The organism is Microbacterium sp. EG9 (genome assembly GCF_059759475.1).
The window spans coordinates 162,783-176,260 of sequence record NZ_CM186217.1; the positions used below are offsets into that span (position 1 = coordinate 162,783).

The following is a 13,478-nucleotide window of genomic DNA, read 5'->3' on the forward strand; positions in this document are numbered from 1 at the left end:
GATCAGCCCTTCACGGCGCCCGTGAGGCCGCCGACGATACGACGCTCGAACAGGCTGAAGAACAGCAGCGCGGGGAGCATCGACAGAGAGGTGAAGGCCAGCACCTTGGCGGTGTCGACCGAGTACTGGGACGAGAACGCCTGCACGCCCAGCGGCAGGGTGAAGCTCGCCTCGTTGTTGAGGATGAACAGGGGCAGCAGGTAGCTGTTCCAGCTGCCGATGAACGCCAGGATGCCGACGGTGATGACGCCCGGCACCGACAGCGGCAGCACCATGCGCCAGAAGAAGCCCAGGCGGCTGCACCCGTCGATGAACGCGGCCTCCTGGATCTCGTCGGGGATCGCCCGGAGGAACGGCACCAGGATGATGATGGTCGTCGGCAGCGCGAACGCGATCTGGGGCAGGATGATCCCGGCCAGCGAGTTCATGAGACCGAGGTCGCGGATCACGATGTACAGCGGGGTGATCGCGACCGTGATCGGGAACATCAGCCCGGCGGCGAACAGCGCGTAGAGCGCGCCGCGCCCGCGGAACGGGTAGCGCGCGATGACGTAGCTCGCCATGAGTCCCAGCGCGACGACGCCCGCGGTGGTGGCCGTCGCCGCGATCAGCGAGTTGAGCACCTGACGCCAGAACTGCGGACCCGTGAGCACCGTGAGGTAGTTCTGCACGTTCCACGGGTCGGGCCAGCCGGCGGGATCGACCGTGATCTGGGAATTGCTGCGGAACCCGCCGATGACGATGTACAGCACCGGGGCGAGCATGAGGGCGATGACGACGAGCGCGATGAAGTAGACGAGCGGGCTGCCCCAGGGCAGGCGCTCCTTCGCGCGGCGGCGTGCGGGCCCGCGGCCGGCGGCGCCGGTCGCGAGGGTGGCGGTGTCGACGGTGAGCGCGCTCATCGGGTCTTCTTCCCTTCGGTGATGGCGCCGGCCGTGTCGCGGCGCAGCACGAAGCGCTGGTAGATCAGGGCGACGACGAGCGAGATGACGAAGATGACGACGGCGACGGCGTTGCCGAAGCCGAAGTTGCCGGCGTTGCGGCCGTTGACGACCATGTAGGTCGCCATCGTGGAGGTGCCCGCCGTCGAGGCGACGTACTGGCCCCAGATGATGTAGACGAGGTCGAACAGCTGCAGGGCGCCGATGATCGACAGGAACGCCCAGATGCGCAGGGTGGGCGCCAGCAGCGGCAGCGTGATGCGCCAGTGGGCCTGCCAGTATCCCGCGCCGTCGAGGGCGGCGGCCTCGTAGAGCTCCTCCGGGATGCCCTGGAGCCCCGCGAGGAAGAGGATGACGGCGAAGCCGACGTACTTCCAGGTGAGGATGGCCATGAGCGTCCAGATGGCGATCGCCGGATCGGAGATCCAGTCGTGGGCGAGCGCGCCGAGCCCCCAGCTCTCCAGCAGGCCGTTCAGCGCTCCCTGTGTCTGCAGCATGAGCCCGAAGCCCGTGCCGACGACGACCTCGGCGATGACGTACGGCACGAAGATGAGGACGCGGATGAGGGACTGCCCCCGCATCCGGCGGTTCAGCAGCAGTGCCAGCAGCACCGCGACCGGCCCCTGCAGCACGATGGAGGCGATGACGATGAAGCCGTTGTGGCCGAGTGCCTCGAGGAAGGTCGGATCGGTGAGGATCGTCAGATAGTTCTGCAGGCCGACGAAGTCGGTGGGGGCGCCGTAGCCCTGCCACCGGAAGAAGCCGTAGTAGGCCGCCATCGCGACCGGGAAGATCACGAAGCCGAGGAACATGATCAGCGCCGGCCCGACGAGCAGCGCGATCTCGAATCTCCCGGCCCAGCCCAGTCCACGGGGACGGCGGCGCGGCGTGGGCGGGGGCGGCGTCACGCCGCCCCCGCCGTGCTGCGCGAGATCCGTCTCCGGGTCGGTGACGGCCACGGAGGTCTCGCGGATGGACACGATCCGATCAGCCCTTCTTGGCCGCGTCGGTGACCGACTGGATCATCTGCTGCGGGTTGCTCTTGCCCGCGAGCAGGTCGACCACGGCCACGTTCAGCGCGTTGCCGACGTTCTGGCCGAGGACGGTGTCGAGCCACTGCGAGACGAACGGCGCCTTGTTGTATGCGGCGAGCACCTCCTGGAGGTAGGGCTCCTTGACGGCGGCCTGGGCGGTCTTGTTGACCGGCGGGGCGCTGAAGGCCGCGTAGTACGCCTCCTGCTGGTCGGCCGACGCGATGAAGTTCAGGAAGTCCGCGCACTCCTTGGGCGCCTTGGCCGAGCACGAGTAGCCGTCGACGCCGCCCATCATCGATCCCGGCTCACCCTGACCGCCGGAGACCTCCGGGAAGGGGAACCACGCCAGGTCGGGGAGGGGCTTCTCGTCGGGGGTGAGCGAGGCGATCACACCCGGGTCCCAGGCGCCCATGAGCTCCATCGCGGCCTGGTGGTTGGCGACGAGACCGGCGGAGCTGCCGGCGCCCTGCTGGGCGGAGGTGGTGAGGAAGCCCTCGTTGAACGGCTTCGTCGCGGCGAAGTCGTTGAGGTCTTCGGCGGCCTTCAGCCAGCATCCGTCGCTGAAGTCCTTCGAGTCGCCGGTCTTCTCGATGGTCTGGGGGCTGCACTCGCGCAGAGCGAAGTTGTAGTACCAGTGCGCGGCGGGCCAGGCGTCCTTCGCGCCGAGCGCGATCGGGGCGACGCCCGCGGTCTTGAGCTTGTCGACGGCCGACTCGAGGTCGCTGATCGTCGTCGGGGCGGTCGTGATGCCGGCCTTGGTGAAGAGGTCGGAGCTGTACCAGAAGCCGCTCGGCAGCACCGCCAGCGGCATCGCCCAGATCTTGTCCTGGTAGGTCTCGGCCTTGAACGAGCCCTCGGAGATCTCGGACTTCGCGGTGTCGCCGATCTTGTCGGTGAGGTCCATGAGCTGGCCCGCCTGCACCATCGCCGCGAGCTTTCCGCCGCCGCGCTGCAGGAAGATGTCGGGAGCGTCGCCCGCGTTGAGGGCGGTCTGCAGCTTGCCGTCCATGTCCTCGTTCTGCACCGACTGCATCGTGATGGTGACGTTCGGGTTCGCCTTCTCGAAGGCCGCGATGGCGTCCTTCCAGAACTGCTGGCCGGGGCCCGTGGTCGAGTTCTGCCACAGCGTCATCTCGACCTTGCCGTCGGCGTTGGTGTCGCCCGACCCGCCGCTGCAGGCGCTCAGACCGAGCGTGCCCGCGACCAGGAGCGCCGCTCCGGTCAGGATCTTGTTCGCCTTCATGTGATTCCTGTCCTCCTCATTGAGCCTCACCCCGGTCATTCGGGGCACGGAGTATTCCGGTGAACGCGTTCGGGCCGGAATGAGCACCAGTGTGACCATTTGTTGTCAACGACGTCAAACGTTTTCAAAAACCTTTTCAATAACGTTTCCGCGCCCGTAGTATCACCCACGTGAGTCGCAGAGCCACCATCCATGACGTCGCCGCGGCCGCCGGTGTGTCCGTGGCCACGGTTTCCAAAGCGGTCAACGGTCGATACGGCGTGGCGAGCGAGACCGTGTCGCGCGTGCTCGACGCCGTGGCCGAGCTCGGGTACGAGTCGAGCCTGGTCGCCAGCAGCATGCGCTCGCGCCGGACCGGCGTCGTGGGCGTGCTGGTGTCGGACTTCGAGCCGTTCAGCGCCGAGGTGCTCAAGGGGGTCGGCGCCGCGCTGAGCGGGCATCGCTACGACCTGCTGGCCTACAGCGGCGCCCGCGACGCCGACCCGCAGGGGTGGGAGCGGCGCTCGCTCAGCCGGCTCAGCGGCACGCTGATCGACGCGGCGATCATGGTCACCCCGACCGTCGTGGGTGTGAACGCCGACGTCCCGATCGTCGCCGTCGACCCGCACGCGGGCCGGGTGGACATCCCCTCGGTCGAATCCGACAGCCTCACCGGCGGCTTCGAGGCGACGATGCACCTCATCGAGCTCGGCCACCGCCGCATCGGCTACCTCGCGGGCCGCCCCGAACTGCGCTCCTCGGAGATGCGCGAGGCGGGCTACCGCCGTGCACTGCGTCAGTCCGGCATCCGCTTCGATCCCGCCCTCGTGGCCGTCGGCATGTACGACCCCGACACGGTGCGGGTCGTCGGACGCGCCCTGTTGCAGCAGCCCGACCGCCCGACCGCGGTGTTCGCGGCCAACGACCGCACCGCGCTCGGACTGATCGACGTCGCGGCGGAGCTCGGGCTCGACGTCCCGGGGGATCTGTCGGTGATGGGCTTCGACGACATCCCCGAGGCATTCCTCACCGCGCGCCCGCTGAGCACGGTGCGCCAGCCCATCCAGCGTCTCGGCGCCGAGGCGGCGCGGATGCTGGTCACCATGCTGGCCGGGGCCACCCCGGAGGCGACGCACCTGGTGCTCCCGACGCGCCTGATCCCGCGGGCGACGACCGCTCCGCTGCGCTGACGCACGGTCCGGTCGTCGGCGGCCGGGGTGCGCGACGCCGGTCGCTCCCGGCGTCGGGCCGTCACGCGGGCGTGAGCGGATCGGTCAGCAGCGCCTCGAACGCGATCTCGGCGGCGCCGACGAGCAGGCGGTCGGGGCCGAGGTCGGCCGGGCGCAGCTGCAGGTCCTCGGCGTTCATCGCCATGGCCTGCGCGCGCACGGCGGACAGGAGGGCCTCGGCATCCTGATCCAGGATCGTCGCGAGGAAGCCGCCCAGCACGACGGTCGACGGGTTGAGAACGTTGACGGCGTTGGCGAGCGCCGTCGCCAGGATGCGGCGCTGGCGCTCGACCTCGGCGGCCACCTCCACACTGCGCGATTCGCGGATCGCCCGCTCGAGCGTCGGCTCGTCCGCGCTGTGCAGACCGACGACGGCGAGCAGTCGCGACCGGCTCACCTCGTCCTCCAGCGTGCCCTGCGCGCCGGAGCGGCGGTCGGCGGGCTGTGCGATCCCGGGGCGGTTCTGGCCCAGCTCGCCCGCGTAGCCGCCGGCGCCGCGCACGAGGCGCCCGCCGATCACCAGCCCGCCGCCGATGCCGCTCGCGCCGCCGTTGAGGTAGATCAGGTCGCTCACGTCGCGGCCCGCGCCGTACATGCTCTCGGCGAGGGCGCCGAGCGTGGCGTCGTTGTCGATCGCGACCGGCAGCCCGCTCGCGCGGGCGAGGGTGTCGCGAAGCGGCGCGTCGGTCCAGTCGAGGTGCGGCGCGCGGCGCACCAGGCCGTCGGCGGTGCGCACGAGGCCGGGAACGGCCACGCCGATGCCCGCGATGCGGTGGGCGGCGAGCTCGCCCGCGCGCCACCGGTCGGTGACGCCGGTCGTGAGCTCGACGGCCTGCGCGGCCGAGATCAGTCCCTCCAACTCGATGCGCTCGCGCAGCACGATCGTGCGATCGAGCCCGATCGCCGCCACGGTGAGCGCGTCCACCTCGGGGTTCACCGCGATCGCGACGACGTCCGGCGCGGCCGCGACGGAGGGGGAGGGACGCCCGACGCGGCGATGCACCTCCGGGGCGCCCTCGCTGGCGAGTCCCGCCGCGACGAGGTCGGCGACGAGGGCTCCGATCGTGGAGCGGTTCAGACCCGTCGACTCGGTCAGGGCGGCACGCGAGAGCGGGCCGTCTTCGTGCACGAGCCGCAGCACCCGTGAGAGGTTGGCGCGACGGACGCCCTCGACGGTTCCCTCTGCGCGTGCCACGCGTCCACCCTAGAGGCGCGGATGCCGGTGGGCGTGGTGGACGGAGGGTGCGTCGTGGTATAGGTTGTGACTAACAACAAAACTCCCTCACGGGAGTCCTCGCGAAGGAGCGCCATGACCGTCCCGACCCCCGCCGACAAGTTCACCTTCGGTCTCTGGACCATCGGCTACAACGGCACCGACCCGTTCGGCGGGCCGACCCGTCCGCCGCTCGACGTCGTCCACGCGGTCGAGAAGCTCGCCGAGCTCGGCGCGTACGGCCTCACCTTCCACGACGACGACCTGTTCGCGTTCGGCTCCTCCGAGGCGGACCGGCAGCATCAGATCGACCGGCTGAAGGGCGCGCTGGACGCGACCGGCCTCACCGTGCCGATGGTCACGACCAACCTCTTCAGCGCCCCCGTCTTCAAGGACGGCGGGTTCACCTCGAACGACCGCGACGTGCGTCGCTTCGCGATCCGCAAGGTGCTGCGCCAGATCGACCTCGGCGCGGAGCTGGGCGCGCAGACCTTCGTCATGTGGGGCGGCCGCGAGGGCGCCGAGTACGACTCCGCGAAAGACATCCGCCAGGCGCTGGAGCGCTACCGCGAGGCCGTCAACTTCCTCGGCGACTATGTGGTCGACAAGGGCTACGACATCCGCTTCGCGATCGAGCCGAAGCCGAACGAGCCGCGCGGCGACATCCTGCTGCCGACCGTGGGTCACGCCCTCGCGTTCATCGACTCGCTCGAGCGTCCCGAGCTCGTGGGCCTCAACCCCGAGGTCGGCCACGAGCAGATGGCCGGGCTGAACTTTGCGGCCGGCATCGCGCAGGCGCTGTACCACGGCAAGCTCTTCCACATCGACCTCAACGGCCAGCGCGGCATCAAGTACGACCAGGACCTCGTGTTCGGTCACGGCGACCTGCACAACGCGTTCGCGCTGGTCGACCTGCTCGAGAACGGCGGCCCGAACGGCGGGCAGTCGTACGAGGGCCCCCGTCACTTCGACTACAAGCCGTCGCGCACCGAGGACGAGACGGGTGTCTGGGACTCGGCAGCCGCCAACATGCGCACCTACCTGCTGCTGAAGGAGCGTGCGGCCGCGTTCCGCGCCGACCCCGAGGTGCAGGAGGCGCTCGCCGCCGCGCGCGTCGCGGAGCTCGCACAGCCGACGTTCGGCGAGGGCGAGAGCTACGACGACTTCGTCGCCGACCGCTCCGCCTACGAGGACTTCGACACCGACGCGTACCTCGGTGGCAAGGGCTTCGGCTTCGTCCGACTGCAGCAGCTCGCGACCGAGCACCTGCTCGGCGCGCGCTGACCCCGGCATCCGCCCGCGTCCGCGCGTGAGACCCTGGTCGTCCGGCCGGGGTCTCACGCGCGGACGCCCCCGACTCACGAAGAGATGAGGATGCCGACATGGCACTCGTGATGGGCGTCGACAGCTCGACGCAGTCCTGCAAGGTCGTCATCGTCGACACCGCGACGGGCGCCGTCGTGCGCACGGGGCGCGCGTCGCATCCCGACGGCACGAGCGTCGATCCCGAGGCGTGGTGGGTCGCTCTGCAGGCGGCGATCGCGGATGCCGGCGGCATCGCCGACGTCGCCGCCTGGGCGATCGGCGGGCAGCAGCACGGCATGGTCGCCCTCGACGCGCAGGGTCGGGTCGTGCGCGACGCCCTGCTGTGGAACGACACCCGCTCGGCGGGGGCGGCGGCGGATCTGATCGCCGAGTTCGGCGCCGACGCCCTGGCCGCGCGCACGGGAGTCGTGCCGGTGGCCTCGTTCACGATCACGAAGCTCCGATGGCTGCGCGACGCCGAACCCGACAACGCCGCGGCCGTCGCCGCCGTGGCGCTCCCGCACGACTGGCTGACGTGGCGGCTGCGCGGCTACGGCCCCGTCGCCGACGGCGCCCCGGCGTTCGACGAGCTGATCACCGATCGCTCCGACGCGTCGGGCACCGGCTACTGGGATCCGGCGACCGACGGCTACGACCGCGAGCTGCTCGTCGCCGCCCTCGGCCACGACGCCGCGCTGCCGCGGGTGCTCGGCCCGCTCGAGTCGGTCGCGGATGCCGACGGGCGCCGCGTCGGCGCGGGCGCGGGCGACAACGCGGCGGCTGCCTTCGGGGTCGGAGCCGGTGTCGGCGATGTCGTCGTGTCGATCGGGACCAGCGGCACGGTGTTCGCGGTCAGCGCGGAGCGGACGATCGACCCGACCGGCACCGTCGCGGGCTTCGCCGATGCCGACGGCCACTTCCTCCCGCTGGTGGCGACGCTCAACGCCGCGCGCGTGCTGGACGTGACCGCCCGGCTGCTCGCCGTCGACCACGACGGCCTCAGCGCGCTCGCGCTGGCCGCGGCATCCGGGGCCGGCGGGCTGCGGCTGCTGCCCTACTTCGAAGGCGAGCGCACACCGAACCTGCCCGACGCGACCGCGGAGCTGACCGGGATGACGCTCGCCTCCACGACGCGCGAGAACCTCGCCCGCGCCGCCGTCGAGGGGATGCTGCGCGGGCTCGCCGCCGGCCTCGACGCGATCCGCGGGCTCGGCGTGCCGATCGAGCGCGCGCTGCTCGTCGGCGGCGGGGCGCAGTCGGCGGCCGTCCGCCGCATCGCGCCCGACGTGCTGGGCGTGCCGGTCGAGGTGCCCGCACCGGGGGAGTACGTCGCGCTCGGCGCCGCCCGCCAAGCCGCCCGCCTCCTCCCCGCCTGACGGCATCCCCCTCGCCCGAGCCGGCATCCGGCAGCCGTCGAGAAACCATCCCCGACGCGAGACATCTCCTCTGCACGTCTCTCTCGCGCCGGGGCTGGTTTCTCGCGGGGATGCCGAGGGTGCATAGCAACTCCGCGCGCCCCCGTCCAGACCCACCGCCCGACACCCCGGTGCGAGGATCCGCCCCCTAGGCTGATCTCGTCACGGGGCGGTCTCGTCACGGTGTGGCAGCGATGTCACCGAGCGATGTCATCGAACAGGGAGTCGCACATGCAGTCATGGCCAGGATCCGCGTACCCGCTCGGGGCGACCTTCGACGGCAGCGGAACCAACTTCGCTCTCTTCAGCGAGGGCGCGGAGCGGGTCGAGCTCTGCCTGTTCGGTGACCGGGGCAAGGAGACGCGCATCGAGATGCGCGACGTCGACGCGTTCGTCTGGCACGTCTACCTGCCGACCGTGCAGCCGGGCCAGCGCTACGGCTACCGCGTCCACGGGCCGAACGACCCGGCGAACGGCCAGCGCTTCAACCCGAACAAGCTGCTGCTCGACCCCTACGCGAAGGCCGTCGAGGGTCAGGTGCAGTGGGGCCAGGAGGTGTTCGGCTACGACTTCGGCGACCCCGACTCCCGCAACGACGAGGATTCGGCGCACGCGATGATGAAGGGCGTCGTCGTCAACCCGTTCTTCGACTGGGCCGGCGACCGGCAGCCGAAGACGCCGTATGCCGAGACCGTCATCTACGAGGCCCACGTGAAGGGCCTCACCGAGCTGCACCCGGAGATCCCCGAGGAGATCCGCGGCACCTACAGCGCGATCGCGCACCCGGCGATCATCGAGCACCTCAAGCACATCGGCGTCACGGCCATCGAGCTCATGCCGGTGCACCAGTTCGTCAACGACTCCACGCTGCAGGAGAAGGGTCTCAGCAACTACTGGGGCTACAACACGATCGCCTTCCTCGCCCCGCAGAACACCTACGCCTCGACCGGCCAGCGCGGCCAGCAGGTGCAGGAGTTCAAGAGCATGGTGAAGGCGCTGCACGCCGCCGGCATCGAGGTCATCCTCGACGTGGTCTACAACCACACCGCGGAGGGCAACCACCTGGGCCCGACCCTCTCCATGCGCGGCATCGACAACGAGGCGTATTACCGCCTCGAGGCCGACGACAAGCGGTACTACACCGACTACACCGGCACCGGCAACAGCATGAACGTGGGCAACCCGCACACGCTGCAGCTGATCATGGACTCGCTGCGCTACTGGGTGCTCGAGATGCACGTCGACGGCTTCCGGTTCGACCTCGCCGCGACCCTCGCCCGCGAGTTCTACGAGGTCGACCGGCTCGCGGCCTTCTTCGAGATCGTGCAGCAGGATCCGGTGATCTCGCAGGTCAAGCTCATCGCCGAGCCGTGGGACATCGGCCCCGGCGGCTACCAGGTGGGCAACTTCCCGCCGCAGTGGACGGAGTGGAACGGCAAGTACCGCGACACCGTCCGCGACCTGTGGCGCGGCGAGCCGGCCACCCTCGGCGAGTTCGCGTCGCGCCTGACCGGCTCGGCGGACCTCTACGAGAACTCGGGGCGGCGACCCGTGGCATCCATCAACTTCGTCACCGCCCACGACGGCTTCACGCTCCGCGACCTCGTGTCGTACAACGAGAAGCACAACGAGGCCAACGGCGAGGACAACAACGACGGCGAATCGCACAACCGGTCCTGGAACTGCGGCGTCGAGGGCCCCACCGACGACCAGGGCGTTCTCACGCTGCGCGCCCGCCAGCAGCGCAACTTCCTCGCGACCCTGCTGCTGAGCCAGGGCGTGCCGATGATCTCGCACGGCGACGAGCTCGGACGCACGCAGGGCGGCAACAACAACGGCTACGCGCAGGACAACGAGATCACGTGGATCGACTGGAGCCACGTCGATCAGCCGCTGGTCGAGTTCACGGCGGCGCTCGCGCGCCTGCGCCGCGAGCACCCGACCTTCCGGCGCAGCCGCTTCTTCGACGGGCGCCCCGTCCGCCGCGAAGAGGGGGCTCCGCTGCCGGACATCGCGTGGCTGCGTCCCGACGGCACCGAGATGCAGCCGGAGGACTGGGAGTCGGGCTTCGGGCGCGCCGTCGGCGTGTTCCTCAACGGCGCCGGCATCCGTGAGCGCGACCGTCGCGGCGAGCAGATCGAGGACCGCCACTTCTTCATCCTGTTCAACGCGGGTGACGAAGGGCTCGAGTTCACGATCCCGCGCGCCGAGTTCAGCCCGAAGTGGGAGATCGTGGTCGACACGACCGGCCAGCTCACCGACACGTACCCGCGCAACGGCGGAGAGGCCATCGAGCTGGCGGGGCGCTCGCTGATCGTCCTGCGCGACTATCAGGAGGAGAAGCCCGACGTCGACCATTCGGTCGCCGCGTCGCTCGCGGCCCTCACGGTGCCGATCGACATCGTCCGCTCTCCCGCGCCGCAGGCCGAGCTGCCGCACTGATCATGTCGGATGCCACGGCGCCCCGCCCCGCCTCGACCTACCGCCTCCAGGTGCGGGCGTCGTTCGACCTGGATGCCGCGGCCACCGTCACCGGCTATCTGCGCGACCTTGGCGTCGAGTGGGCCTACCTGTCACCGATCCTGCAGGCGGCGGCCGGCTCCGACCACGGCTACGACGTCGTCGACCCCACGCGCGTGGACGCCGACCGCGGCGGTCCGGGCGGGCTGTCGCGTTTCGTCGCGGCGGCACGTGACGCCGGTCTCGGCATCCTCGTGGACATCGTGCCGAACCATCAGGGCGTCGCCGACCCGACCGAGAACCCGTGGTGGTGGGACGTGCTCACCCACGGGCGCCGCTCGGCGCACGCGGCCGCGTTCGACATCGACTGGGAGCACGGCGCCGAGCGCGTCGTGCTGCCGGTGCTCGGCGGGACGCTCGACGAGGTGCTGGGTCGCGGCGAGATCGAGGTGGCACCCCCGGCGGCCGACGACGACGGTTTCGGCACGGCGCGCTACTACGACCTCGTGCTGCCGCTGGCCCCCGGCACCGCGCCGCTGCACGCGACGACCGACCGCCTCGCGGTGCGCGACGTGCTGGAGCGGCAGCACTGGCGGGTGACGTCGTGGCGGCGGGATGCCGAGGAGCTGAACTACCGGCGCTTCTTCACCGTCACCTCGCTCGCGGGCGTGCGGGTGGAGCTGCCCGAGGTCTTCGCCGCGTCGCACGGGGAGATCCTGCGGTGGGTGCGCGAGGGGCTCGTCGACGGGCTGCGCATCGACCACCCCGACGGCCTCGCCGATCCGGGCGGCTACCTCGACGCGCTCGCCGCGGCGGTCGCGGACGCGCGGGAGGCGCGTTCCGATGCGCTGCGCGCGCTCGACGACCGGCACGTGGGCGCTTCCCGCTCGGCGGGGGAGGAGGATGCTTCCCGGTCGTTGAGCGAGGCGCGCAGCGCCGCGTCGAAACGAGCCTTCCCCGTCTACGTCGAGAAGATCCTCGAGCCGGGGGAGGAGCTGCCCGGCTGGTGGGCCACCGACGGCACCACCGGCTACGACGCCCTCGGCGAGATCGACCGGGTGCTCGTCGACCCCGCCGGTGCGCCGGCGCTGACCGCGCTCGACGAGCGCTTGCGCGGCGGGCCGGGGGACTGGCACGACATGATCGGCGGCACCAAACGCGAGATCGCCGACACGTCGCAGGCCGCCGAGGTCGGTCGCCTCATCCGCTGCCTGCCGGACGCCGTGCGCGCCGACCTCGGCGACGACCGTGCGCGTGACGCGTTCGCGGAGCTGCTCGCCGCCTTCCCCGTCTACCGCGCGTACCTCCCGGCCGGCCGCGAGCTGCTGGCGGATGCCGTGGCCACGGCATCCGCGCGCCGGCCCGACCTCGCCGATGCCCTCGTCGCGCTGGCGGAGGTCGTCGCCGATGCGGACGCCGAGCTGTCGCGGCGCTTCATGCAGACCACCGGCCCGGTGACCGCCAAGGGCGTGGAGGACCGCGCGTTCTACCGGTACACGCGGCTGACGTCGCTCACCGAGGTCGGCGGCGATCCGTCGCGGTTCGCGCTCGACGTCGCCGGACTCCACGCCGCGTTCGCGCGTCGCCAGGCCTCGTGGCCCCACACCCTGACGGCCCTGACGACGCACGACACGAAGCGCTCCGAGGACGTGCGGGCGCGTCTCTCGGTGCTCGCGGAGATCCCCGGTCGCTGGGCCGAGGCGCTGGACGCGCTCCGTGCGGCGGCGTCCACCGGCGACGGCCCCCTCGATGCGCTCCTGTGGCAGGCGGTGGTCGGCGCGTGGTCAGATGACCCCGCCCTGCCCGAGCGCCTGCACGGCTACGCCGAGAAGGCGGCCCGCGAGGGCGGCGTGGGTACGAGCTGGACAGACCCCGACGAGGCCTTCGAGGCGCGGGTCCACGGGCTCGTGGAGGCCGCGTTCGCGTCCGCGCGGCCGACGGTCGAGGCGCTCGTCGGCGAGGTGGTGGAGGCGGGCCGATCGAACTCCCTGTCGGCGAAGCTGCTGCAGCTGGCCGGACCCGGCGTGCCCGACGTCTACCAGGGCACGGAGCTGTGGGACCTCTCGCTCGTCGACCCCGACAACCGCCGCCCCGTCGACTTCGCCGGCCGCCGCGCGCTGCTCGCACGGCTCGACGACGGGTGGATGCCGCCGCTCGACGGCACCGGCGGCGCCAAGCTCCTCGTCGTGTCGCGGACCCTGCGGCTGCGCCGCGACCGGCCCGACCTGTTCACGCGGTACACGCCGCTGCCCGTCGTCGGCGCGGCATCCGCGCACGCCGTCGCGTTCGACCGGGGCGGTGCGATCGCGGTGGCGACGCGTCTGCCCGTCGGGCTCGCGGCGCGCGGCGGCTGGGGCGACGCCGCGGTGCTGCTGCCCGCGGGGCGCTGGCGCGATGCGTTCACGGGCCGCGAGCTCGCCGGCGGGGCCGCGCCCCTGGCCGCCGTGCTCGCCGACCTGCCGGTCGCGCTGCTGGTCGCGGCCGACTGACCGCTCGGCGCGGACGGGGCCGGGGCGTTTCGACTCGCGGCTGCGCCGCTCGCTCAACGACCGGGGGCTGAGGCGGGGCGCCGGTCGTCGAGCGAGCGCGGGGGGTCGCTCCCGCCGGTCGTCGAGCGAGCGCGGGGGGTTGCTCCCGTCGGTCGTCGAGCGAGCGCGGA

Annotated in this window: 9 protein-coding genes; 5 read left to right on the plus strand and 4 right to left on the minus strand. The window is 71.6% G+C overall.

Going from position 1 to position 13,478, the window contains the following annotated elements; all coding sequences use genetic code 11:
- Positions 1-2: 2 nt before the first annotated feature.
- From AC6CQV_RS00705 to AC6CQV_RS00715, 3 genes are read right to left on the minus strand one after another with little or no spacing between them, the layout of a single operon-like run.
- Complete coding sequence (locus tag AC6CQV_RS00705; protein ID WP_060960627.1) at positions 3-902, minus strand: carbohydrate ABC transporter permease; 900 nt, start codon at positions 900-902, stop codon at positions 3-5.
- On the minus strand, positions 899-1,900 hold the full coding sequence (locus AC6CQV_RS00710; protein WP_060960651.1) for a carbohydrate ABC transporter permease: 1,002 nt from the start codon (positions 1,898-1,900) through the stop codon (positions 899-901). The genes AC6CQV_RS00705 and AC6CQV_RS00710 overlap by 4 nt, the downstream gene beginning before the upstream one ends.
- Positions 1,901-1,928: 28 nt before the next feature.
- A complete protein-coding gene (locus AC6CQV_RS00715) occupies positions 1,929-3,218 on the minus strand; it encodes an ABC transporter substrate-binding protein (protein ID WP_101306930.1) in 1,290 nt (429 codons plus the stop codon).
- Between the two features lie 170 nt (positions 3,219-3,388).
- On the opposite strand from AC6CQV_RS00715, the gene AC6CQV_RS00720 reads away from it, so the two are divergent.
- Positions 3,389-4,387, plus strand: coding sequence for a LacI family DNA-binding transcriptional regulator (locus AC6CQV_RS00720; RefSeq protein WP_498259995.1), 999 nt, complete (start codon positions 3,389-3,391; stop codon positions 4,385-4,387).
- Positions 4,388-4,448: 61 nt separating this feature from the next.
- On the opposite strand, the gene AC6CQV_RS00725 is transcribed toward AC6CQV_RS00720, so the two are convergent.
- Positions 4,449-5,621, minus strand: a complete 1,173-nt coding sequence (locus AC6CQV_RS00725; protein ID WP_492493008.1) for an ROK family transcriptional regulator — start codon at positions 5,619-5,621, stop codon at positions 4,449-4,451.
- A gap of 114 nt (positions 5,622-5,735) precedes the next feature.
- Here AC6CQV_RS00725 and xylA point away from each other — a divergent pair, with 114 nt between their 5' ends.
- The 4 genes from xylA to treY all read left to right on the plus strand — a co-directional run bounded on the left by xylA (position 5,736) and on the right by treY (position 13,308).
- Positions 5,736-6,923 (plus strand): xylose isomerase, encoded by a 1,188-nt coding sequence (gene xylA, locus AC6CQV_RS00730; protein WP_191009111.1) that lies wholly within the window; start codon positions 5,736-5,738, stop codon positions 6,921-6,923.
- A gap of 98 nt (positions 6,924-7,021) precedes the next feature.
- Positions 7,022-8,320, plus strand: coding sequence for an FGGY family carbohydrate kinase (locus AC6CQV_RS00735; protein ID WP_498259996.1), 1,299 nt, complete (start codon positions 7,022-7,024; stop codon positions 8,318-8,320).
- Positions 8,321-8,590: 270 nt separating this feature from the next.
- On the plus strand, positions 8,591-10,801 hold the full coding sequence (gene glgX, locus AC6CQV_RS00740) for a glycogen debranching protein GlgX (RefSeq protein WP_101306927.1): 2,211 nt from the start codon (positions 8,591-8,593) through the stop codon (positions 10,799-10,801).
- Between the two features lie 2 nt (positions 10,802-10,803).
- A complete protein-coding gene (treY, locus tag AC6CQV_RS00745; protein ID WP_498259997.1) occupies positions 10,804-13,308 on the plus strand; it encodes a malto-oligosyltrehalose synthase in 2,505 nt (834 codons plus the stop codon).
- Positions 13,309-13,478 lie beyond the last annotated feature (170 nt).